Annotated in this window: 18 protein-coding genes, 3 tRNA genes and 1 pseudogene; 6 read left to right on the forward strand and 16 right to left on the reverse strand. The window is 72.6% G+C overall.

Annotated features, from left to right (window positions below; translation table 11 throughout):
• The first annotated feature begins 426 nt into the window (after positions 1-426).
• A tRNA-Ser gene (locus ACIP4X_RS26840) sits at positions 427-505 on the forward strand.
• Between the two features lie 61 nt (positions 506-566).
• Here the strand turns inward: ACIP4X_RS26840 and ACIP4X_RS26845 are convergent.
• Positions 567-1460: a bifunctional DNA primase/polymerase gene (locus tag ACIP4X_RS26845; protein WP_401351004.1), complete on the reverse strand. Its 894-nt coding sequence runs from the start codon at positions 1458-1460 to the stop codon at positions 567-569.
• Between the two features lie 377 nt (positions 1461-1837).
• On the opposite strand from ACIP4X_RS26845, the gene ACIP4X_RS26850 reads away from it, so the two are divergent.
• From ACIP4X_RS26850 to ACIP4X_RS26860, 3 genes are all read left to right on the forward strand, one after another.
• Complete coding sequence (locus tag ACIP4X_RS26850; RefSeq protein ID WP_358732020.1) at positions 1838-2149, forward strand: hypothetical protein; 312 nt, start codon at positions 1838-1840, stop codon at positions 2147-2149.
• Positions 2150-2469: 320 nt separating this feature from the next.
• Entirely contained in the window at positions 2470-3027 is a 558-nt protein-coding gene (locus ACIP4X_RS26855) for a SigE family RNA polymerase sigma factor (RefSeq protein WP_358732018.1), read from the forward strand.
• A gap of 117 nt (positions 3028-3144) precedes the next feature.
• Entirely contained in the window at positions 3145-4800 is a 1656-nt protein-coding gene (locus ACIP4X_RS26860) for a long-chain fatty acid--CoA ligase (RefSeq protein WP_358732017.1), read from the forward strand.
• A 106-nt stretch (positions 4801-4906) separates the two neighbouring features.
• Here the strand turns inward: ACIP4X_RS26860 and ACIP4X_RS26865 are convergent, their stop codons facing one another.
• Both ACIP4X_RS26865 and ACIP4X_RS26870 read right to left on the reverse strand, forming a co-directional pair.
• Entirely contained in the window at positions 4907-10246 is a 5340-nt protein-coding gene (locus tag ACIP4X_RS26865) for a PAS domain-containing protein (RefSeq protein ID WP_401351007.1), read from the reverse strand.
• 424 nt (positions 10247-10670) lie between these two features.
• Positions 10671-11189, reverse strand: a complete 519-nt coding sequence (locus ACIP4X_RS26870) for an SSI family serine proteinase inhibitor (RefSeq protein WP_401351009.1) — start codon at positions 11187-11189, stop codon at positions 10671-10673.
• 195 nt (positions 11190-11384) lie between these two features.
• On the opposite strand from ACIP4X_RS26870, the gene ACIP4X_RS26875 reads away from it, so the two are divergent.
• Together ACIP4X_RS26875 and ACIP4X_RS26880 are read left to right on the forward strand one after the other, a co-directional pair.
• Positions 11385-11475, forward strand: a tRNA-Ser gene (locus ACIP4X_RS26875).
• A 197-nt stretch (positions 11476-11672) separates the two neighbouring features.
• Positions 11673-11745 (forward strand) — tRNA-Arg (locus ACIP4X_RS26880).
• Positions 11746-11826: 81 nt separating this feature from the next.
• On the opposite strand, the gene ACIP4X_RS26885 is transcribed toward ACIP4X_RS26880, so the two are convergent.
• From ACIP4X_RS26885 to ACIP4X_RS26945, 13 genes and pseudogenes are all read right to left on the reverse strand, one after another.
• On the reverse strand, positions 11827-13101 hold the full coding sequence (locus ACIP4X_RS26885) for a tyrosine-type recombinase/integrase (RefSeq protein ID WP_401351011.1): 1275 nt from the start codon (positions 13099-13101) through the stop codon (positions 11827-11829).
• Entirely contained in the window at positions 13101-13298 is a 198-nt protein-coding gene (locus ACIP4X_RS26890) for a helix-turn-helix domain-containing protein (RefSeq protein WP_040251532.1), read from the reverse strand. The genes ACIP4X_RS26885 and ACIP4X_RS26890 overlap by 1 nt, the downstream gene beginning before the upstream one ends.
• A gap of 172 nt (positions 13299-13470) precedes the next feature.
• Positions 13471-14613, reverse strand: a complete 1143-nt coding sequence (locus ACIP4X_RS26895; protein WP_401351013.1) for a DUF3631 domain-containing protein — start codon at positions 14611-14613, stop codon at positions 13471-13473.
• Entirely contained in the window at positions 14610-15041 is a 432-nt protein-coding gene (locus ACIP4X_RS26900) for a hypothetical protein (protein WP_401351015.1), read from the reverse strand. The genes ACIP4X_RS26895 and ACIP4X_RS26900 overlap by 4 nt, the downstream gene beginning before the upstream one ends.
• On the reverse strand, positions 15038-15943 hold the full coding sequence (locus ACIP4X_RS26905) for a bifunctional DNA primase/polymerase (protein ID WP_401351017.1): 906 nt from the start codon (positions 15941-15943) through the stop codon (positions 15038-15040). The genes ACIP4X_RS26900 and ACIP4X_RS26905 overlap by 4 nt, the downstream gene beginning before the upstream one ends.
• Before the next feature lie 90 nt (positions 15944-16033).
• Positions 16034-16528, reverse strand: coding sequence for a hypothetical protein (locus ACIP4X_RS26910; protein WP_401351019.1), 495 nt, complete (start codon positions 16526-16528; stop codon positions 16034-16036).
• 234 nt (positions 16529-16762) lie between these two features.
• Positions 16763-18940, reverse strand: a complete 2178-nt coding sequence (locus ACIP4X_RS26915) for an FtsK/SpoIIIE domain-containing protein (RefSeq protein WP_401351021.1) — start codon at positions 18938-18940, stop codon at positions 16763-16765.
• A gap of 133 nt (positions 18941-19073) precedes the next feature.
• Positions 19074-19391 (reverse strand): hypothetical protein, encoded by a 318-nt coding sequence (locus ACIP4X_RS26920; RefSeq protein ID WP_401351023.1) that lies wholly within the window; start codon positions 19389-19391, stop codon positions 19074-19076.
• 1 nt (position 19392) lies between these two features.
• Positions 19393-19702: pseudogene (locus ACIP4X_RS26925) on the reverse strand (RRQRL motif-containing zinc-binding protein).
• Positions 19702-20676 (reverse strand): DUF2637 domain-containing protein, encoded by a 975-nt coding sequence (locus ACIP4X_RS26930; RefSeq protein WP_401351025.1) that lies wholly within the window; start codon positions 20674-20676, stop codon positions 19702-19704. The pseudogene ACIP4X_RS26925 and the gene ACIP4X_RS26930 overlap by 1 nt, the downstream one beginning before the upstream one ends.
• Positions 20673-20975 (reverse strand): DUF6303 family protein, encoded by a 303-nt coding sequence (locus ACIP4X_RS26935; RefSeq protein WP_401351027.1) that lies wholly within the window; start codon positions 20973-20975, stop codon positions 20673-20675. The genes ACIP4X_RS26930 and ACIP4X_RS26935 overlap by 4 nt, the downstream gene beginning before the upstream one ends.
• Positions 20972-21421, reverse strand: coding sequence for a Pycsar system effector family protein (locus tag ACIP4X_RS26940; protein WP_401351029.1), 450 nt, complete (start codon positions 21419-21421; stop codon positions 20972-20974). The genes ACIP4X_RS26935 and ACIP4X_RS26940 overlap by 4 nt, the downstream gene beginning before the upstream one ends.
• On the reverse strand, positions 21418-21687 hold the full coding sequence (locus ACIP4X_RS26945) for a DUF6284 family protein (protein WP_401351031.1): 270 nt from the start codon (positions 21685-21687) through the stop codon (positions 21418-21420). Before ACIP4X_RS26945 ends, ACIP4X_RS26940 begins: the two co-directional genes overlap by 4 nt.
• Between the last annotated feature and the right edge of the window lie 38 nt (positions 21688-21725).

Below are 21725 nucleotides of genomic sequence, written 5' to 3' on the forward strand. Positions count from 1 at the left end.
AGGAGGTGGCGAAGTCGCTGGGATCTACGTCTCGGATCAGCGCCGCCATCAAGGCGCCGCGCATCCCGTCGCTGGGCGAGGAGGTGGCGAAGTCGCTAGGAACTTCGTTCCGGGCCAGCGTGCTCAAGACGCCCCTCATCCGCGCAACGTCCTTGCCCAGGTTGGGGCAGGGACCCTGGACGATGTGACGGCCCGGGTGACTGGCTCGTCCTCGTACAGCACGGAAGTACAGCACCCACAGCAACCGGCCCCGACCGACAGCGTCCTTGTAGGGCCGTAGCCCGACCGGTATGACCTCCCACGACCGGTCCACATAGAGCTACGGATCAAAAGCTTCGGGAGCAAGTAGTTGAGTGGCGTCCTGGCCATCCTCTGGCCAGGACGCCACTAGCTAGTCTGGCGCTGTTTGTAAACGCCCAGGTCACGGGCCTAGTCGGGCGCGATCGGTGGCCGGTCTTGAAAACCGTCGTGGCGCGAGTCACCGTGGGTTCAAATCCCACACCCACCGCGCATATGAACGGCCCCTGACCGGGTGTGAACCGGTCAGGGGCCGTTCTTGTGCGGGGTTACGGGTGGTGGCCCGTCAGGCGGGCCGCGGAGGCTGTGGTCGCGCGGGCCTCGTGTTCGGGCAGGCCGGTGTGGAGCGCCGCGTCGACCAGGGCGTCGACGAGGGAGGGGCCCATGCCGTGCTCGTAGGCGCGGCAGGCGGCCCAGAACAGGCGGGTGTTGCGCTGGCCCTCGTGGGCGTCCAGGACGAACCGCACCAGGCCCTGGCCGTGCCGGCCCGCCGAGGGCGGTGCGGAGTGGCGGGAGGTCCGGGGCGGGGGAAGCAGCAGGCGCAGCAGGGCGCGTGGGCAGGGGGCCGGGGCGAGGTGCGCGGTGCCGGGGGCGGTGGCGTAGACGCCGTGTCCGGTGCGGGAGCCGGGGCCGACCAGGTAGCCGCCGGCGCCGCGGATGTCGATGCCGGGGGCCAGGCGGCCGGCCGAGTTGGGGACGGCGACCTCGGGCGGCCCGGTCAGCCACAGATGGCGGCCGCCGCTGGGTGTCAGCACGACCACCGTGGCGGGGATGGTGAACAGATGGCGCAGGGCGAGCTCCCGCAGGGCCGTCGAGGCGTCCGTGCCGTTCTTGGTGTCCAGGTCGACGCCGATCAGATGGTGCGGGGGCAGTCCGCAGGCGATGCCGTAGCCGGTGGCCCAGGGCGCGGCGGCGAACAGTTGCCGGATGCGGGCCGGGTCGGTGGAGGCGTCGTGGACCCCGTGACCGAAGCGGCCGCACTCGCCGTGGCAGGGCGGAGTCGGCGTACCGGGCGGGTTCGTCGGGTCGGGGCCGTCGCGGTGCGGGGAGCGCAGGGCCGGGAGTTTCGTCCGGGAGAGGGGGATGACGGCCAGTCCGCGTTCGGCGGCTGACAGGGCGTGCGCGAGGGCCAGCGTCGTGGCCTGCCGGTCGATGGTGGCCATGCTTCTATGTTCGTACGTGCGTTCGAAAAAGGGAAGGGGGGCGGGTGCGGTGCGCCGGGGGGCCGGGAAATTCGGGCGGCTTCCCGAGAGGTGCCTCGGCCCTTGCGGCGCTTGGGGAGTAGCGGTCCGCGCCCTCCCCGTTGTAGTCCGTGGCGACGAGTGGCGGCAAGAAAGGTGGCGAAAGGGGTTTATCGACTTGTCCTCACGCTTGCGTGCGAATCGGGCGCTCCGGGGTGGTTCGCCGGGTCCCAGTGGGCAACTCTGATCTCGCGACGTCGTGAGAAGGCCCGGGCGGTCGGCCAACTGCCCAGGTGAAAGCCGTACTTCATGTACTCCCGGCAAGGCAGCCGGCGCGTACCTCGTACTGGAGGAGCAACATGGCAAGCATCCGTACCGCCCGTGTTCTCGCCGCAGCCGCGGCCATCCCCCTCGCCGCGGCGCTCTTCACCGGCGTCGCCGTCGCGGACACGGGAGCAGTCGCGGGCGACGGATCGAACGCAGGCGTCGCGGGCGTCGTCGGCAGCGGGGTCGGCCGCGACAACAGCGGCAACTCGTCCACGACGCAGCAGCAGGCGGTCGGCTCGGGCGCCACGAACCAGAGCAACACCGCACAGGTCAACCGCTCCGCCTTCACGGCCATCCAGCAGGGCAACAAGAACGTCGTCGTCCACTTCACCCGGCTGTGGTGAGCCGCGGGCGGGCCGGCGCGTGATCTGGGGACCTGCCGGCCCTGACCTCCTGGCGGGTGTGCTCGTGGGGACGTAACACACCTCTGCGCGGCGGTACTTCGGTACCGCCGCGCAGTCGTGTTCCGCGCGGCCGCGGCAGAGCGGCCCGGCCGCACGGAGCGTCGGCCAGGACGTCCCCCAGGGGTGAACCCGCAGTACACGCGCCCCGTTTCTCCACCTACAGGAGGTGCGGCCGGCCCCACCCCTACAACCTGAGGCGGACGCGGCTGCGGGACCTGCGGGCGATCCGCGGGAGCGGGTGCCGCTCCTAGCGTGGAGCCATGACCACACCCGTCTGCACCAGCGTCTCGAAAGCCGCCGTTCCGGCGACCGGGTCCGCGGCGTATCCGTCCTTCGCGTCGTACGTGCGGGACCGGCAGCCGCTGCTGCTGCGCGCCGCACGGTCGCTCACCGCGAACCCGAGCGACGCGGAGGACCTGTTGCAGACCGCGCTCACCAAGACGTACGTGGCGTGGGAGCGGATCGAGGACCACCGGGCGCTCGACGGCTATGTGCGGCGCGCGCTGCTGAACACCCGCACCTCGCAGTGGCGCAAGCGGAAGGTCGACGAGTTCGCCTGCGACGAGCTGCCGGAACCGGAGACGGCGCCCGGCGCGGCCGATCCGGCGGAGCAGCAGGCGCTGCGCGACGCCATGTGGCGGGCGATCATGAAGCTGCCCACCCGGCAGCGGGCGATGGTCGTCCTCAGGTATTACGAGGACCTCTCCGAGGTGCAGACGGCGGAGGTGCTCGGAGTGTCCGTGGGGACGGTGAAGTCGGCGGTGTCGCGGGCGCTGGGCAAGCTGCGGGAGGACCCGGAACTGGGCCGCGCGCGCTGACCCCCGTGGGAACGTTGTGTGATCGATCGTCCCTGGCTAGTGACATACCGAGCGGTATGTGAGCAGAATCGGCGCATCCCCTACCACCGCGTAGCGACGCTGCCCCGGGAGGACGCCGTGCTGAGCACCATGCAGGACGTACCGCTGCTGATCTCGAGGATCCTGGCCCACGGGTCGACGATCCACGGGGCGTCGCAGGTGATCAGCTGGACCGGTGACAGCGAGCCCCAACGCCGTACCTTCGCAGAGATCGGCGAGCGCGCGGCCCAGCTGGCGCACGCCCTGGGCGAGGACCTCGGGGTCGCGGCCGACGACCGTGTCGCCACCCTCATGTGGAACAACGCCGAGCACGTGGAGGCGTACTTCGCGATCCCCTGCATGGGCGCGGTCCTTCACACCCTCAACCTGCGCCTGCCTGCGGAGCAGTTGGCCTGGATCGTCAACCACGCCGCCGACCGCGTCATCATCGTCAACGGCTCCCTGATCCCGCTGCTCGGTCCGCTGCTGCCGCACCTGAAGACGGTCGAGCACGTCATCGTCTCGGGTCCCGGCGACCGCACGCCGCTCGACGGCTCCCACGCCCGTGTGCACGAGTACGAGGACCTGATCGCGGCCAAGCCGGTCACCTACGACTGGCCCGAGCTGGACGAACGCCAGGCCGCCGCCATGTGCTACACCTCCGGCACCACGGGCGACCCCAAGGGCGTGGTCTACAGCCACCGTTCGGTCTACCTGCACTCCATGCAGGTCAACATGAGCGAGTCCATGGGCCTGACCGACCGGGACACCACGCTCGTGGTGGTCCCGCAGTTCCACGTCAACGCCTGGGGCCTGCCGCACGCCACCTTCCTGTCCGGCGTCCACATGCTGATGCCCGACCGCTTCCTCCAGCCGGGCCCCCTCGCCGAGATGATCGAGCGGGAGAAGCCGACCCACGCGGCCGCCGTGCCCACCATCTGGCAGGGACTGCTCGCCGAACTGACCGCCCGCCCCCGCGACCTGTCCTCCCTCACCCAGGTCACCATCGGCGGCTCGGCCTGCCCGCCCTCCCTCATGGAGGCCTTCGACCGTCTTGGCATGCGCGTCTGCCACGCCTGGGGCATGACCGAGACCTCCCCGCTCGGCACGGTGGCCCGCCCGCCGGCCCACGCGATCGGCGCGGACGAGGAGTTCGGCTACCGCCTCACCCAGGGCCGCTTCCCCGCCGGAGTCGAGGCCCGCCTGACCGGCCCCGACGGCGAACGCCTCCCCTGGGACGGCGAGTCCGCGGGCGAGCTGGAGGTCCGCGGACCGTGGATCGCCGGCGCCTACTACAACGGCCCCGGCGCCGAACCGCTGCGCCCGGCCGACAAGTTCAGCGAGGACGGCTGGCTGAAGACCGGCGACGTCGGCACCATCAGCCCCGACGGCTTCCTCACCCTCACCGACCGGGCCAAGGACGTCATCAAGTCGGGCGGCGAGTGGATCTCCTCCGTCGAGCTGGAGAACGCCCTGATGTCCCACCCGGACGTCACCGAGGCCGCCGTCGTCGCCGTACCCGACGACAAGTGGGGCGAGCGCCCGCTGGCGACCGTCGTCCTCGGGGAGGGCGCCACCGCGGGCTTCGAGGCACTGCGCGCCTTCCTCCAGGAGGAGCGCGGGATCGCCAAGTGGCAGCTCCCGGAACGCTGGACGGTCATCGGGGCCGTTCCGAAGACCAGCGTGGGCAAGTTCGACAAGAAGGTACTGCGCAGGCAGTACGCGGCCGGGGAGCTGGACGTCACCCGGCTCTGACCGCGGAGGGGACGGCACACGCGCGCGTACGCGTACGACGCCGGGCGGGGAGCGGGAGTGCTCCCCGCCCGGCGTCGTACGTACGCGATGTGGGCCGGGCGGCTGGTCAGTTGGTGCCGACGCGGGCCAGCAGATCGACGAGCCGGCTCTGCACCTCGTCGCTGGTGGACCGCTCCGCGAGGAACAGCACCGTCTCGCCCGAGGCCAGCCGCGGCAGGTCGGCCTGGTCGACGGTGGCCGTGTAGACGACCAGCGGGGTGCGGTTGAGCTGCCCGTTCGCCCGCAGCCAGTCCAGGATCCCGGCCCGGCGCCGGTGCACCTGCATCAGGTCCATCACGACCAGGTTCGGCCGGAACTGCCCGGCGAGCGTCACCGCGTCGTTGTCGCTCGCGGCCCGCGCCACCTGCATCCCGCGCCGCTCCAGCGTCGCCGTCAGCGCCAGCGCGATCTCCGCGTGCTCCTCGATCAGCAGCACCCGCGGCGGATGCTGCTCGCTGTCGCGCGGCGCGAGCGCCTTCAGCAGTACGGCCGGGTCGGCGCCGTAGGCCGCCTCACGCGTCGCCTGCCCGAGTCCGGCCGTGACCAGCACCGGAACCTCGGCGGCGACCGCCGCCTGCCGCAGCGACTGCAGCGCCGTGCGCGTGATCGGCCCGGTCAGCGGGTCGACGAACAGGGCGGCGGGGAAGGCCGCGATCTGCGCGTCCACCTCCTCACGGGAGTTCACGATGACCGGCCGGTAGCCGCGGTCGCTCAGCGCCTGCTGGGTGGTGACGTCGGGGGCCGGCCAGACCAGCAGCCGACGGGGGTTGTCCAGGGGTTCCGGGGGCAGTTCGTCGTCCATCGGCTGCGGCCGCGGGGTGTCCGCGACCTCCACCGCACCGCCGGGACCGTCCAGCGGCTCGGGACCCTCGGCGGCGTTCTCGTCCGGGGCGCCGATGGCGTACGACCGCCCGCCGCCCTCGGTGGCGGGGGCCACGACGGGTCCGCCCAGGGAGGGCTGCGCGGGGGGCTGCTCGGCCGACGGGTGCGGGCGGGCCGTCTGCTCCGGCCGCTGTGCCTGCATCGGCGCCGGTGTCGTCTGGGCCTGCTGGGGTGCGGCGGCCGCGTCGGGCCGAGTGCCCAGCTTGCGGCGGCGGCCGGAACCGCTGCTCGCCTGCGGGGGCGGTGTGGCGGACGGCGGCTGGGGTGCCTGCGCCTGTGCCGCCTGCCGGACGAACGGCACGCCCTGTCCCAGCGTGCGCACGCTGATCGCCCGCCCCTGTGTCGAGTGGGGATCGACGGGCGCGGCGGCCTCGGCGGGCAACGGCTGGGCCGCACGCGGAACCGCGGCACCGGGGCCGGGCTGCTGCACGGCAGCCTGTCCCGCCGCCTGCTCGGGCGGAAGGGCGGTGCCGGCCGGGACGCCGGGGGCAGCGGGAGCTGCCGGCTGGGGAACGGCTTGGGCCGGGGGCAGGGGAGCACCGGTGGCGTTCGGCGGTACGGGGCTGCCGGCCACGCCGGGGACCGGCTGCGCGGCGGGGACCGGCTGAGCCGGGACGCCCTGCGCGGGAACGGGCTGTCCGGGGAGGGGCGCGGCGGGGGGCTGCGGGGCCGGGGCCTGGGCCCCGGGGTTCTGCAGGCCCGCGAGTGGGGGAGGCTGCGCGGGGAGCGGCTGACCGGCGATGCCGAGCGCGGGAGCGGGCACCGTGCCCGCGACCGCGTGCTCCGGCGACGGCACCTGTCCGGGCAGGTGCGGCGCGGGCAGCGCCTGCCCGGGAACGGGCTGCTGCCCCGGAACCTGCGGCGCCGCACCTGGCTGCACGGGGGCCGCCGACGGCATGGCGGGCTGTCCGGGCAGCCCCTGGGGCGTGACCGGCTGTCCGGGCAGCCCCTGAGGCGTGACGGGCTGACCGGGAGCCATCTGCGGTGCGGGGGGCTGCCCAGGCACAGGCGCGCCCTGAGGCATGGCTGGCTGACCGGACAGAGCCTGAGACGCGGCGGGTTGGCCGGGCATGCCTTGCGGCGTGACGGGCTGACCGGGGGTCACTTGCGCGGCGACGGGCTGCCCCGGGGCCCCCTGCGGAGCGGGGTGCCCCGGCACCGCCTGCGGCTCGACCGTCTGAGCAGGCAGGCTCTGCGGTGCTACGGGTTGGCCGGGAACGCCTTGCGGCGTTACGGGTTGGCCGGGAACGCCTTGCGGCGCTGCGAGCTGGCCGGGAACGCCCTGCGGCGTTACGGGCTGGCCCGGAACGCCTTGCGGTGCCGCGAGTTGCCCAGGCGCACCCGGCGGCATGGCGGGCTGGCCGGGGAGGCCTTGCGGTGCTGCGGGCTGGCCAGGCGCACCCTGCGGTACGGCGGGCTGGCCGGGCATCCCCTGGGGAGCGACCGGCTGACCGGGCAGCCCCTGAATCGCGGCGGGTTGGCCGGGCAGGGCTTGTGGCGTGACCGGCTGGCCGGGAGCCACCTGTTGCGGTACGGGCTGTCCCGGCGCCCCCTGCGGCGCGGCGGACTGAGCAGGAACACCCTGCGGTGCCGCGGGCTGGCCAGGGACGCCCTGCGGTACGGCGGGCTGCCCGGGCACACCCTGCGGTACGGCGGGCTGGCCGGGCATCCCCTGGGGAGCGACCGGCTGACCGGGAGTCACCTGCTGCGGTACGGGCTGCACCGGTACCCCCTGAGGCACGCCCGCCGGCACGGCAGGCTGACCCGCACTCACCTGCGGAACGGCCTGCGCGAGCGCCTGGACGCCCCCCGGCAGGGCCTGCACCGGAACGCCCGCCCCCGCCGCACCCTGCGCGGGCGCGCCCGGCAAGGGCACGGGAACGGCCCCGACAGGCGCACCGGTCACCCCGGGCGCACCGGCGGCACCGCCTGCACCAGGCCCCCCTTGCACGCCCTGTGCACCTTGCGCGGGAGTCGCGCCGGTCGCACCGGCCACGTCGGCCGCCGCGCCCTCCTGCGGCTGGGCCACGGCCCGCCGCCGCCGTCCCGTCGGCGCGCTCGTGGGGTGCGGCTGCGGCGGCGTGTGGTCGTCGGCCTGGTCGTGGGACACGGCGTCGTGCTGCCCGTCGCTCCCCAGGGGAGCCATGGCAACAGCGCCCTGCGCCGCCTCCGGGCCTGCGGCGGGCCGGTCCGCCGCCGCGGGCGGCAGGGCGAACACCGGACGGGGGGCCGCCTCCTGCGCGGCCGCACGCTCGGTCGCCGCGGCCAGGGCCCGCCGACGGCGCCCGGTCGGCTGCTGGGCCGCAGCCGCCGCGCCCTCGCCGTCCGCCGCCTCAGCCTGTGCGGCCTCGGACTGGGCATCGCCGGCCGCGGGCAGCGCCGCCGGCAGTGCCTCGGGCTGCCTCGTCTGCCGCTGCCCGGTGGACGCGGCGGGCGCGGGCACGCCCTGCGGCGGCACCGTACCGCCGAGTCCCGTACCGGAGGCGGCCGTTCCCGCCGCGTGCTCTCCGGCCATGACCACGGCACCCTCGGACACGCCCGCCGCACCGTCGGCGGACCGTCCGCGCCGCCGTCCCGTACCGCCGGAGCCGTCCGCGGCCTGGGCCGGAACCTGCTCGGTCTCCTGGGGCGGCTCGGCCGCCCGACGCCTGCGCCGACCGGTCGGAGCCGCCGGGGCCCCGGTGTTGGTCTCCGCGTCGCCGTCGCTGTCGAGGAACGCGTCCGTCGAGGACCGCCGGGCCCTCCGCCGCCCGCCGCCCGCAGGCTGCTCGGGCACGGCGGGCTCCGCCGGGGCGGGCTCCGCCGGAACCGCGGCCGGCTCCAGGGCGTGAACCGGTGCCGGGGCCGGTGCCGGGACGACGCCGGCCCCGCCGCCGAGGGGCACCTCCAGGACGTAGGCGCTGCCGCTCATGCCCGGCACTTCGTGGGTCTGGAGGACACCGCCGTGCGCCCGGACGATCCCGCGCACGATCGGCTCGTGCACCGGGTCTCCCCCGGCGTACGGCCCGCGCACCTCGATCCGGACGACCTCACCGCGCTGCGCCGCCGCCACCACGACGGTGTTGTCCATGTAACCGCCCGCCGAGACGGGCGAGTTCCCGGTGGCGTCCACGCCGGCGACGTCCGCGACGAGGTGCGCGAGCGCGGTGGCCAGACGCCGCGGGTCGACCTCGGCCTCGATGGGCGGCGCGTGCACGGCGAACTGCACCCGCCCGGGGCCGATCAGCTCGACGGCGCCGTCGACACCGGCGGCGACGACCGCGTCCAGCATCACGTTCGTCCGCACGATCTCCTCGCTGCCGGCGTCGAGACGCTGGTAGCCGAGGACGTTGTCGATCAGCGTCGTGATCCGGGCGTACCCGGCCGACAGGTGGTGCAGCACCTGGTTGGCCTCGGGCCAGAGCTGCCCGGCGTCGTCGGCGGCGAGGGCGGCCAACTCACGGCGCAGTTCGTCCAGGGGGCCGCGCAGGGAGCCGCCGAGGAGGGTCAGCAACTGCTCGTGGCGCGCGGCCAGCGCCTCGTAGCGGTCCTTCTCCCGCTCGCCGAGGGCGGCGTAGCGCTCCTCGTTCGCGGCGAGTTGCTCCTCGTGCCGCTCGGTGAGCTCCTCGATCTCTGCGACGTGCTTCTGGCGCAGGGCGGTGAGCTCGGAGGCGTGCTCCTCGACGAGCTCGTCGAGCCGCTCCTCGTGGCGCTGCTCGTCGGCGGCCTTCTCGTCGGCGAGCGCGTCGTAGGGGCGCCGGTCGGTGAAGGTCATGACGGCGCCGACGAGCTGGTCGCCGTCGCGCACCGGCGCGGTGGTCAGATCGACCGAGACCTTGTCGCCGGCCTTGGACCACAGCACCTGCCCGCGCACCCGGTGCTTGCGCCCGGAGCGCAGGGTGTCGGCGAGCGGGGACTCCCCGTAAGGGAAGGGGGAGCCGTCGGCGCGGGAGTGCAGGACGAGGGTGTGCAGCTCGCGGCCGCCGAGTTCACCGGCCCGGTAGCCGAGTATCTGGGCGGCGGCGGGGTTGACGAGCACGATCCGCCCGTCGGTGTCGGTGCCCACGACACCCTCGGCGGCGGCCCGCAGGATCATCTCGGTCTGCCGTTGCGAACGGGCCAGTTCGGCCTCGGTGTCGACGGTGCCGGACAGATCGCGGACGACCAGCATCAGCAGCTCGTCGCCGCTGTAGCCGTTGCCGTCGTAGGCCTGCTGGCTGTTCTCCAGATTCGCGCTCGTGACCTCGACCGGGAATTCCGAGCCGTCGGTGCGCCGCGCCGTCATCCGGGTCGGCCTGGTCCGCCCGCGCGGGTCGGTGTGGTCGGGCCGCCGCATGGAACCGGGGATCAGCTTGGAGTCGAACTCCGGCAGCAGATCGAGCAGTCCCCGCCCGACGAGGGCGGTCCCCGGCGTCTCGAACGCCTCCAGCGCGATGGTGTTGGCGTTGACGACGGTGCCGTTGGCGTTGACCAGCACCAGGGCATCGGGCAGCGCGTCGAGTATGGCAGCGAGGCGAGCAGCGCCTCGGGATGGCCTGCTGCTCACGAGACGCTTCCTCCCTGTCACCGCACCTTGCCGACCGCGGAGGCCATCTTGCCAACCGTCCCGCGGCGTGTCACGCCGGGGAGTCTATGCGCAGCGGTTGCTGCCGCGACGCGGATGAGAGGGAGGTCGCACGCGGAGTTGACGTCGAACCTGTGATCGGTCGATCCGCTTCGCACGACCTTCGCGAGACCTTTACGCACTCCCGGCCCACGACACCCGCGGTAGAGGCCTACGCGCCAGTACGCGCCCGCCCCGGCCGCCGCGCCGGCACGGGACGTCGCGCCCGTCCACCGTCCACCGGCCGATACGGGGCGCCGCACCCGTTCCTGGCCGACCGGCGGGAGATCCTTCCTGGCCAACCGGCGGGAGATCCTTCGCAGTCCCCGCCCACGCGCCGGTGGCGGGACTCCGCCTCCGTCCCCTCTTACACGCCGGCGCCGGACACCGCCGTCGGCCTCGGGGCGCTGAGGTCGGGCAGCAGCGGCACGAGCCGGTTCCAGCGGTCGATCCGGCAGCCGTCGCCGCGGTCGTAGGTCGCATCGACACGGCGCCCGGCCCAGGTCCCGGTGATGCGGGCGGTGGCCGGCCCGCCGTACTGCATGGTGCACATGCTGCCGTCGGGCACCGGTGCGAAGGGCTCCTGCCCCCAGCGCGTGTTCCGGTCGAGCACGTCGCAGGCCCGCCGGGCCTCCGGGTGACTGCCCCCGGCCGGGTGGCAGAACAGCCTGTACGTCCCGTCGCGCCCCACGCCCGCGTGCCGCACGGTGACGGTGAGGTGGTCGCCGGCCCGGTCCTCGGCCCGGACGGGCGGCGGCGCCGCGGCGGCGGAGGCGGCGGGTACGGCCGAGACCGAGGCGAGCCCGGCGAGTACGGCGGAGGCGCCGAGGGCCAGCGTCCGCGCGACCGCGGAACGCCGCGCGGGGAAAGATCGGGTCTGCGTCATGCCTGGACTAACGCCTCGCGCCCCGGGACGTTGCGCCCCGTCCGGCACCCCGGCCGCCGACCGGGGTGCCGCCGGGAGAACGGCTTTGCCCTGGGCCCCACCGGCCTAGTACCGTAGGGGGCGATTGGTGACACCCCACTCGGCTGTGTCATCATCTGCACGCACCACTCGCGCGCTCGCGTGAGCGGTAGTGCTGGAGGCGTCGCCTAGTCCGGTCTATGGCGCCGCACTGCTAATGCGGTTTGGGCCTTAAAGCCCATCGAGGGTTCAAATCCCTCCGCCTCCGCGCATGATCACCGAAGCCCCGGTCTCTCCCGACCGGGGCTTCGGCGTTACCGGCTCCGACCCGCTCTCAACCTTGTTTCCACAGGTCACAAGGGGTGGGGGGAATGGATTTCACATGGCGGCGGCAGTCATGTAATGTTCTTCCTGTCGCCGCGAGAGGCCCGGAAGGGACCGAAGCGAAGACGAAAAACAGAACGAGCACTCGTAGCTTAACGGATAGAGCATCTGACTACGGATCAGAAGGTTGCAGGTTCGAATCCTGCCGAGTGCACACAGGTCAAAGGCCCCGCCGGTTCTCCGGACGGGGCCTTTGACATCAGCGGGTGACATCAGTGCGGCCGGAAAGCCGCGCTCAGTCGCCCGACGCCTCCCCCTCCGGTCCCTCGTCGGGATCATCGAGATTCAGCGCGTCATCCATGCGCTCCGCAGCCGCCCGCAGCGTCGTGTCCATCACGTGCGCGTAGGTGTCGAGCGTCATCGTGATGGTGCTGTGGCCGAGCGTCTCCATGATCGTGCGAGCGTCCACCCCTCGTGAGAGCAGGAGGGAGGCGCAGGTGTGCCGTAGGTCGTGAACCCTGACGCGCCGCACGTTCGCGTCCCTGCACAGGATCGTCAGCATCCTGTTGAGACTGCGAGGGTCGATGACCCGTCCTGTCTGCGTGGTGAAGATCAGTCCCTCAGGCTGGCCCGGCGCTGACTGCCACTTCTTACCCGCGATCTTGCGTTCGCGCTCTTGCTGCTCGCGGTGGTGGGTGAGGGCTCGTACGAGGTGCTGTGGCAGGGACACCGTACGGATTGACCGTGTGGTCTTCGGCGTCCCGAAGAGGACTTCCCGCCGGATGCGCTGCACGTTCCGACGCACCCGGAGCTGTCGGTTAGTGAGGTCGACATCCGACCAGGTGAGGGCGAGCGCTTCCCCGCGCCGTAGCCCGGTCGACACGAGCAGCAGCCACAAGGCGTACAGCCGGTGGACGCGGGCGGTCTTGAGCAGGATTCGCGCTTCGGCGCCGTCCAGGGGACGCACCTCCTTGGGCGTGACGGTCGGGGTCTCGACGATGCGCGCGACGTTCCGAGCGATCAGTTCCTCGCGCATCGCTTGCTGTAGGGCCGACCGCAGCACGGCGTGTACGTACTGGACGGTTCGAGCGGACGGGAGTCGCTTGCAGCACTTGCCCACAGCGCAGCATCCGCGCTTTCCCTCCGGACGCTCATGGTCGGCGCCGCGCAAGCAGCAGAGGCAAGCGCCCTTGAACTCCGTCAGGAATCGGCGCACGTCTGCCGGGGAGAGCCGGTTGAGCCGCTTTTTGCCGAGCGCCGGTCGAATGTAGAGCCGGGTCAACCCCTCGTAGCTGTTGAGCGTGGCCGGCTTGAGCCGTTCCGGGGCGATGGTGGCGAGCCAGTAGGTCAGGTAGTCGCCGAACACCATCGTTGAGGACGCGGCCGGGATGCCCTGGCGAGTCTTTTCCTGCAACTCAGTGAGCTTGTCGGCCACTTCCTCGCGGGTCTTGCCGTAGGCGAACTTCCGCGTTCGCGTCCCGTCCGGCCGGTAGACGTAGGCGGCGGCTTGGTAGCGCCCGTCGGAGCGCTTGGTGATCGTTCCTTCGCCGTTGGCGCGTCGCTTGGCCATCAGGCAGCTTCCTCCAATCGGTCGCGCAGGTACGCGCGAACGCTGTCGACCGGGACGCGGCGGGCCCGTCCGATCTTGATGCTGGGGAGTTCGTTGGAGCGGATCAGGTCGTAGACCTTGAAGCGGCTGATCCGCAGAGCCTCCATGACCTCCGGAACGGTCAAGGCTTCAGGCGTCGTGGGTACGGCGGTGAGCACGTCGAACCTCCGTAGGCAGGCGGGGCCCGCGGCCCCCTTCCGGGAAGTCCGCTACTTCCGCTACCGCCGCTACCGTGCAGGTCAGGGGCCTGTTGGAGGTAGCGGGAAGGGGTAGCGGTAGCGGATGGGTAGCGGCAACCGGGGCCGGTTGCCGCTACCGCGTTAGGGCTGGTCAGGCCGCGTTTTCGGTGCCGGGTAGCGGAGGTAGCGGACTTTCCGGGGGTGGGGGGCAGTAGCGGGCCCACGCGTCCCACAGATCGGCGGTGTAGTAGCCCTTCAGGACGCTCCCGGCGGCCTTGATGTTGCGGGACGCGATCGGCTCGTTGTCCGCCGTCATGTACTCCGCGAGCATCTTGGACAGGCGCCGGTTGTCGAGCGGCTTGCCGTGCAGGTCCGCCCACGGGGCATCGTCCAGGGCGTTGAGCCGATCCAGGATGGCGACCGTGGGCAGGCGGTCGATACCGACCATGACGTGATCACGCAGGTCGGTCAGCAGCCGGACCCCCAGACTGCCTTTGTCGTTGGCCTTGGACGCGGTCACCAGGGTCACGCAGGCTTCGCGGGCCCTGGTGGGCCAGGCGCCGCCGGCCGCGTCGGCGATGGCGAGCAGGGGTTCCCAGACGTCCGCCGGCCGGTCGGTCACGCCGTCGGGCATCTCGGGCCACGCCCCCATGACCGAGTCGCGCGCCTGCTCCGTCCACTGCGCGAGTCGGTCACGGAGCTTGTGGCCCTCTGCTTCGTGGAGGCGGGCACGGAAGGCTTCCACGCGTTCATTGCGGGCCCGGCGCCGCATCCGGATCACGACCGAGCGAGTCATGATCGTGTCCGGCAAGGCTCCGAGTCCGGCGACCGCGACCGCACAGTACGAGGGGAAGGCTTGCACGGTCTGGTTGCCGCCGTCGCCGATACACCGGTACGTCACGCCGGTACGGCGGTGGCCGGCGTTGAGGAACCCGCGCAGCTCCTCGTTGTCCCCCGCCTTGGGACCAAAGATCGTGTCGATCTCGTCGAACAGGATCGTGGGCCGACCGTTGGGGTTGGACACGGACCGGAACAGGGCCGCGGCGGACGCGTTCACGGCCGTCATGGGCTGCGGAACGAGGGTTTCCACGACCTCCAGCGCCCGCGACTTGCCCGACCCCGGCTCCGGGGACAGGAAGGCGATCCGCGGCGTGGAGTCGAAGCAGTCGAGCAGGTGGGCGTGCGCGTCCCACAGCGCCACGGCGACGTAGGCGGCCTCGTGCGGGAAGACGTTGAAGCGGCGGTGGAAGGCTTCCACCTCGTTGAGCAGCGCGGCCCCGTCGATGGCGTTCATGCGGCGGCCCTCCTTTCTCGGGTGGTCGTGGGAGCTCCCGCGCAGGCGGACTTGTGGGCGGCGTACTCGGAGACCAGCGCGGCCACGGCGCGGGGGCCGGTGGCGGTGCCGGTCTGCCCGCAGGCACAGGCGTAGGCGGCGGTGGGGGTGTCACCGTGGCGCTTGGACCAGCGGGCGCCGTCCCAGTGATCGCGGTAGACCGGTGGGGCGTAGATGCGGATACCGGGCTGATCCGGCGTCGGATCTTGCGTGCCGTGGCGTGCCTCGTCGGTCCGGTACCGGCCAGAACGAAGAGCAGTTCGGACGCCCTTACGGGCGGCGCCCTTCGGCTCGCCCACAGCCGCCGGGGACGTGGCCGGTTGAGCGGCGCGCGGGCCGTCCGGGGTGGTGGTGATGCTCTTCAGGCGGGGGCGGGGAGGGGTGCTCATGCCGCATCCCGCCTTGCCTGGTTGTGGGCGATGGACCAGTCCAGGGCGCTGCGGAGGGTGGAGCGGCACTCGGACGCGGACAGTCCGGCCGCCTCGCCCCCTCCCTGAAGAGCCTGCTCGACCACCGACCGGGGGAGGTCGCCCCACGCGACGAACCGCCCAAGAGCGCGCGCCGCGCGAAACAACTTCGCTTCCCGCTCGCCGACTTGAGCCGCAGCCACGTTCCTCACCTCGTTGGCGAGCGCTACGTCCGCGTATCGGCGGGATTGCCCCGTGATGGCCGTCGAGGGTGCCTGAGAGGGCTTAGGGGCCGGTTGCAGGATGGCTTGCAGCCAGGCGGGCAGTGCGGCCGTCTCAGGGCCGCACAGAGCCTCGTACGGTCCGGTGGGCGTGAGGCTGCCGGCGGCGACGACGTAGCCACCCCACGCGCGGGTGTCGACCGAATCGGCAACCGTCCCCGCGGTGTTGGCCAGCCGGACGCCGGACGGGGCGGTGAAGTACAGGTGCTGTCCGCCGCTCGGGGTCCGGGTGCGGTAGGTCGTGGGGACGGCGTGCCCGGCGCGCTCGCAGAGCGCCCCGAAGGTCGCCGCGCCGTCAGGCGCGTCCGAACTGCCCTTGTGCTCTGGCGTATCCAGGTCGACGACCACCAGCCCGGAAGGGCCGGTGGCAATGCCGACGTTGAACGGCGCCCGCGACCACGCGGCGCGGATGCGAGCCGGGTCGATGGTGGCGCGCTGCTCCCACTTCACGTGCCCACCGGCGCACGGCCCGGTACCGGGACAGGTCTTCTCGCCGTGCAGGGCGGGGACCTTGCTGCCGGGCCGCAGGGGGAAGACGTGCCAGCCGCGGGCGGCGGCGTCCAGCGCTGCGGACAGCAGCGCTAAACGGTCGTCATGGGTCATGCTGGAGACCTCCAACAGGTCTGTTGAGGACTGGTTGGGCAAGGGCGGCCCCGCGACTTTGGCGAGACGAGGGGGCCGCCCTTGGCGTAGCTAGTGGTTGGTGGTGCGGGCGACCAGTCCGCGGGTGTGGGTGGTGGTGTTCTCCTGCCGGACCGGTCCGGCGTAGTGGTGGTGGTGCTCGGTGTGGGCGGCCTTGAGGGACCGCACGGCCGACCCGACGGCCGCCACGATGGCGGCCACGGCGGCGATGGGCAGGGTGACGAACAGGACGCTTGCCAGGGACACGGCAGCGAATCCCTGGCAGGCGAGCCAGACACCGCACCCGACGCCGACGCACGCGGCACCGACGCCGATCCCGGCGACGGCGGTCCCGGCGGCCCAGGCGGGGACGATCCGGTTGTCCGGCTGAGGGACCGGGGGCGTGCTGCCGTAGGCGGGCAGGGGGCTGGTGTCGCGGTACGAGGTCGGCACCTCGGGTGCGGGCCGGTACGCGTCGGCGATGATCCGCCGTGCCTCGGCCGCGGCCTGGTCGTCGGTCATCCGGGCGTCCGGCTGGCTCGTGCTGGGGGTGATCTCGGGGGACATGCGGGATCCCTTCCGGTGCTCGGTCGGGGAGGCAGGGGCACCCCCTGAAAGGGGGCTATGGAGTGGTCCGGCGAGGGGGCGGCGGCCCCCTTTACCGGCCTTACCTTGCAGGTCAGGGCCCTCTACCTCCCCCCTTACCGGGGTAAAGATCCCCCTCTACTCCGCAGCCCTCGCGGAACGCCGTTCGCGGCGGGGTGGAGGGGGCGCCGGGAGGGGGTGAGGTAGGGGGGCCCTTTACCTGCCGGCGCTGAGGAGGATCTCGGCGGGCACGGCGGCTTCGATGTCGCGCCGCTGGTATCCGGCTCCGTTCGCGCCGCTGATCTTGACCTGCTTGCTGGTCCGCTTCACGCCGGCGGCCTCCAGTTCGGAGGCGAGGCGTTCGGCGTTGAAGTCGCCGTAGACGTCCTCGTCGAGGTTGACGAGACCGGCGAGCAGGTCGGTGGTGAACATGCGCGGGGAGTGCCGCATGACCTCCAGCACGTCGGAGACGATCGCGGGCACGGTCAGCCCGGCGGCGTCCGCGGCGGCGGTCACGTCCCCGGCGGCGTCTCCGGTGAGCTGTCCGGCGGCTTCGCGCAGGGCGCGGCCCTTGCGGCACAGGGCGGCGAACGTGGGCCCGTCGAGGTAGTCGGCGCGCACGGTCACGTAGGAGGCGGGCCCGGTGACCAGCACGCCGACGCCCTTGTGGTCCTCGGACAGCACGGACGCGTCGGCGCCCTGCGCGGCCTTGCCCTTGCCCAGCACCATGTCGGAGCTGGTGCGGTCGACGACCTGCGTGGAGTAGCGGATGGTGATGATCTCCCGCAGCTTCGGCGGCACGGACTCCGCGTCGGGGCGCTGGGAGGCGAAGTTGGAGATGAACCCGGCGGCCGGACCGCGGCGGGCGATCCGGCACAGGTCGTTGATGACCTGCTCCCGGTCGTCCCGCTCCATGGCGGTGAAGTACTCCTGCAACTCGTCGATGGTCACGAAGATGACCGGCAGGTTGTACTTGACCATGATGTCCGGGGTGAGCTTGCCTTCCGGGCACACCGACGTCGGCAGGTCCCGCAGCAGCGCGAACCGGCGTTCCATCTCTGCCAGCAGCTCTTGCAGCATGGCCTTCAGCGCTTCGATCGCGTCGTCCTCCGCGCCCATGATCAGGCGGTGGGCGACGGCCTTCGTGGGCATCCAGTCGGCGCCGCCCTTGCCGTCGGCGATGTAGTGGCGCACGTAGGCGTCCAGCAGGCCGGCCGCGGTGAGCAGCCGCTGTGTGAACGTCTTGCCCCGCCGGGGCAGGCCGCCGAAGAACATCGACTGCCACATGACCGGCACGTCGATGCGGTTGCCGCGCGCGTCCTGCCCGAAGGGCACCGCATCCCAGATGGAGAACTTCTCTGCCTTCTCCAGCGGGGACGGGTTCGGCGTGCCGAGATAGGGGTCGTCGTCGGCGACCCACATCGAGACGCGGCCGGCGTTGCCGCCCTTGGCCGCGCGGACGCGGGACATGATGACCTGGATCTCATCCACCCCGAGTTCCTGCGCGATGACTTCACGCTTGGCGAGCACGTCGGAGGCGGTCTTGCCGCCACCGCGGGGCAGGTCGAAGATCACGGCCCAGCCGCGGCCGTCCCGGACCGGACCCATCGTGCAGTGAACCTTCGGAAGGTCCTTTTCGTCCTTGCCGCTGCCGCTTTTGAGGAGGCCGGCGGCCCTGAGCGCGTCGTTGAGCTGCTGCGCGGACATGTCCACCTTCAGCGGCGGCGCCGCCTGGTCCAGAAGACGGGTCTCCTTGCCGCGGCCCAGGTAGGCCAGCGGCGTGACCACGGCGGCAGCGATACCCGCTTGAAGCAGCGGGGGCGCCAGCGCGACGCCCACGGCCGCGGCGGTGACACCGGCGGCGGCGGCTCCGAACCGCCAGCGCCTCGTCTGGGTGCGGGCGTAGTGCGCGACCTGCAACCGAACGGCCAGGTCAACGTCTTCGGGCCGGGCCTTGACCTGCGCGCGCAGGGCCTTGACCGTCGCGGTGTGGTCGTGCGCGGCCAGCGTCGGCCACAGACCGGCCGCGGCCCGGTAGAAGCCGCGCGCGGCCAACAGAACCGTCTTCACCAGGTACTTCGGGGTACGGAAGCCGTGGTAGCGGGCGTGCCACCAGGTGAGGCGTCCGAACGCGTGGACGTGGGCGATCACAGACGTACGCGAGCGCGCCCACATGGGCAGCACGGGCGCGTCCGGGACGGTGAGCCAGTCCACCAGGGGGTTGTCCGGCCGGTCGACGGCCTCACCGTTCGCGGGCGTGTCCGGACCCGTGGGGACGGACACGAGGGACGGCTTGGTGAGGTCGACCGGTGCCCCGGTGGTGCGGGTGGCCCGGTGGTCGTCGAGGTGGTGGATGGTTCCCACGTCGATGGTCTCCGTTGCGAGTTCGGTCATGAGGGAAGGTCTCCTGACTGCCCCGACGGGGGCAGAGAAGGGAAGGAGAGGCCGGGGGCGCGCCGGGCGCGCTTCGCACGGCTGAGCTGGGACGGGTCGTCCGGGGAGGTAGCAGGACCGGTACGGCCCACGCTCACCACCAACCGGAGGACTTCTTGGCGGCCTTGGCGGCGGCGGCCTCGTTCACGACCCGCTGCCGCTCGGTCTCCAGCGCGGTGATCTCGGCGGTCAGCCGCGTCTCAGCCGCGTTCCACGTGGTCTCCAACCGGCGGTCGGCGCGGCCGGTGCTACGGCCCCTGGCGACGCGGTAGGAGCCGCCGGCCATGGCCGCGAGGATCGCGCGCCGCTCGCGGCCGTCGAGCGGCCACATCTCCCGCTCGCGCACGGCGTCCAGCTTGCGGTTGGTCTCCTGAATGGCGCGGTCCAGACGGCGGGTGTCGGGCTTACCCACGTCAGCCCCTCCTCGGGGTGTCATCGAGCGAACAGGTAGAGGTGTCGGGGAAGGCACAGGTCACGCACATGCCGAGCGAGGCGGGGATCACGTAGCCCGCATCGCGCCGGCAGGCAGGGCAGACGCGGCGGGCGGCGTTGGCCTTTGCCAGCGCCGCCCGCTTCGCGTCCGTCATGGGCCGGACCGGCTTGGCCAGGTCGACCCGGTAGAGGTGCGCGACGAGCGGGCCGCGTCGCCGGCGCGCGCAGTTGGCGCAGGGTGGCCAGGCCGTCCGGGGCGAGCCGCCAGGGATAGACGGGTATCGCGGCCATCAGCGGCCTACGACGGTCAGTTCAGCCCCACCGGTGGCCGGGGAGCGGTGTTCGGCGTAGCGGGCGTTGACCCAGCCCACCGACCAGCCGCACAGCTCCGCCGCAGCCCGCACCGGCAGACCCTCGACGTAGGCGGCGTGCACGACGGCCCGGGCCCGGTCCTCGGTCAGCTTCTCCGTGGCGGGGCCGGCGGACAGCAGAGCGGCGCGTTCACGCGCGGCCCGCTCCTCCCGCTGCCGCTGCTCCCGCGCGACGCGTTCGGCGGCCTCCCGCTCACGGCGTTCACGCTCGCGCTGGAGCTGTTCACGCTCGCGCTCGCGGCGTTCACGCTCCTCCTGCTCCGCGCGCTCGCGCGCCTGCTCACGTTCGCGTTCCTCACGGCGTGCGCGGTCTTCCCGCTCGGCCTGTTCACGGGCCATGCGGGCTTCATGCTCACGCTGTTCACGGGCCAAAGCGGCGGCGTGCTCGCGCTCCTCCCGCGCCCGCCGCGCGGCGTCCTCACGCCGCTCAGCCACAGCGCGCTCGCGCTGCTCTCGCTCGGCCCGCTGCTTCTCCTCCAGCGCGTTCACCGCCGCGGCGATGGCACGCCGGTAGGCGAGCCCGGTCTCTGCCGTCACGATCAGCAGGAGCGGCGCCACGGCATGGACAGCCACGCCTACCAGGTCGTTCTTCAGCGCGGAGTCAGCGACGTTCAGGGCGAGGGTCATACAGCCGGTCATCCACCGCAGCACGACGGGCCACCGGCCGCCGTGGCCGCCCAGCCGGGCGAGAACGGCGTCCAGGCGGACCACGATGACGACCGCCGCGTCCACGACCAGCGGGAGAATCGGCGCGGTCCACGACCACTTCGCCGGGGTGTGAGCGGCCGCGAGCGGCGTCACGGTGAGCACCGAGTAGAGCACCGCCCCGGCCACGATGAGCCACGTGCCGACGGACAGGGCGCGCTCGGCTGAACGGATATGAGCGGCGTTCACGCGGCCACCTCCGCCCGTGAACGCACCCGGATCGCAGCAATCAGAATGACCGCAGTGGCGGGGTCGTCGGGAATCTTGCTGTCCTCCGACCACGCCCACTCACCGCCCGCGACCGGTTCGAACCCGAGGACGCTGAGCGCCCGTGAACGCTCCGTGAGCGTCGGCACCGGCCGGCGCCGGCTGAACGCGAACTCGGGCCACGGCTCCGTCGTGCCGAGCAGCACGACGTACAGGCACCAGCGGCCGTCCCGCACGGACATCTGCGCGGTGAACTCCCGCGGCTTCTCCTGCTCCCTCACAGCGCACCCCCCGCGGTGAGCAGGACGGCGAGGATGAGCAGGGCCCCGCCGGTGTAGGTGAGGTCGACCGCGCGGCGCAGGCAGGTGAACTTGGCGACGGCCAGCCGCGACAGGCCGGCAACGTCTGCCGCGAGATCCCCGTCGTTGAGGTTGGTGGTGATCTCGTCGGGGGTGAGGGTGGCCCACAGCGGGAAACCGTGCCGGCCTCCCAGGTTCGGGCGCACCGAGCGCAGCAGCATCCCGGCCGCGGCGACCAGCACCGCCAGGCCGCCCCCGCCGACGATGGCGGCCGACAGGGTCAGGGGCAGGTCGCGGGCGACCGTCCAGGCGCCGGCCAGCACCGCGCCGACGAACGCCAAAAGCAGCCCGGTCTTGCTGTCGGTCCGCGCGATCTCCGCCTTCACCTCGGCGTGCGCCGCGGTCAGGTTCCGGTCGGTGTCGCTCACGCGGCACCCCCGGGCAGGCTCGCGCCGGCCGTGCGGTTGAGCAGGGCCACGCGGGCGGCGAGCGCCCGGCGGCGGGCGCGGCGGATGCGGCGGGCGTCCAGCTCGGACGGCGTGCGGTCCAACGTGATGATCTGCGCGTCCAGCAGGTCGACGTCCGCGAGGATCACGGGCATCTCCAGCTCGATCGCGTCCAGCTCCGCGGCCGTCGGCTCCATGAAGTCGGCGAACGCGGTAACAGCGTCCTGAACAGTGACGATGTGTTCCATTGGGTCGTGTTCCTCTCGCATAGGAACGGCCCGAACAG

Source organism: Streptomyces sp. NPDC088817, from assembly GCF_044750345.1.
Taxonomy (GTDB): Bacteria; Actinomycetota; Actinomycetes; order Streptomycetales; family Streptomycetaceae; genus Streptomyces.

Excerpts from the sequence above, each read along its gene's own strand:
- ACIP4X_RS26845 (WP_401351004.1), bottom strand. The coding sequence starts at position 1,460 with ATGGCCACCATCGACCGGCAGGCCACGACGCTGGCCCTCGCGCACGCC.
- ACIP4X_RS26850 (WP_358732020.1), top strand. The coding sequence starts at position 1,838 with ATGGCAAGCATCCGTACCGCCCGTGTTCTCGCCGCAGCCGCGGCCATC.
- ACIP4X_RS26855 (WP_358732018.1), top strand. The coding sequence starts at position 2,470 with ATGACCACACCCGTCTGCACCAGCGTCTCGAAAGCCGCCGTTCCGGCG.
- ACIP4X_RS26870 (WP_401351009.1), bottom strand. The coding sequence starts at position 11,189 with ATGACGCAGACCCGATCTTTCCCCGCGCGGCGTTCCGCGGTCGCGCGG.
- ACIP4X_RS26885 (WP_401351011.1), bottom strand. The coding sequence starts at position 13,101 with ATGGCCAAGCGACGCGCCAACGGCGAAGGAACGATCACCAAGCGCTCC.
- ACIP4X_RS26895 (WP_401351013.1), bottom strand. The coding sequence starts at position 14,613 with ATGAACGCCATCGACGGGGCCGCGCTGCTCAACGAGGTGGAAGCCTTC.
- ACIP4X_RS26900 (WP_401351015.1), bottom strand. The coding sequence starts at position 15,041 with ATGAGCACCCCTCCCCGCCCCCGCCTGAAGAGCATCACCACCACCCCG.
- ACIP4X_RS26905 (WP_401351017.1), bottom strand. The coding sequence starts at position 15,943 with ATGACCCATGACGACCGTTTAGCGCTGCTGTCCGCAGCGCTGGACGCC.
- ACIP4X_RS26910 (WP_401351019.1), bottom strand. The coding sequence starts at position 16,528 with ATGTCCCCCGAGATCACCCCCAGCACGAGCCAGCCGGACGCCCGGATG.
- ACIP4X_RS26915 (WP_401351021.1), bottom strand. The coding sequence starts at position 18,940 with ATGACCGAACTCGCAACGGAGACCATCGACGTGGGAACCATCCACCAC.
- ACIP4X_RS26945 (WP_401351031.1), bottom strand. The coding sequence starts at position 21,687 with ATGGAACACATCGTCACTGTTCAGGACGCTGTTACCGCGTTCGCCGAC.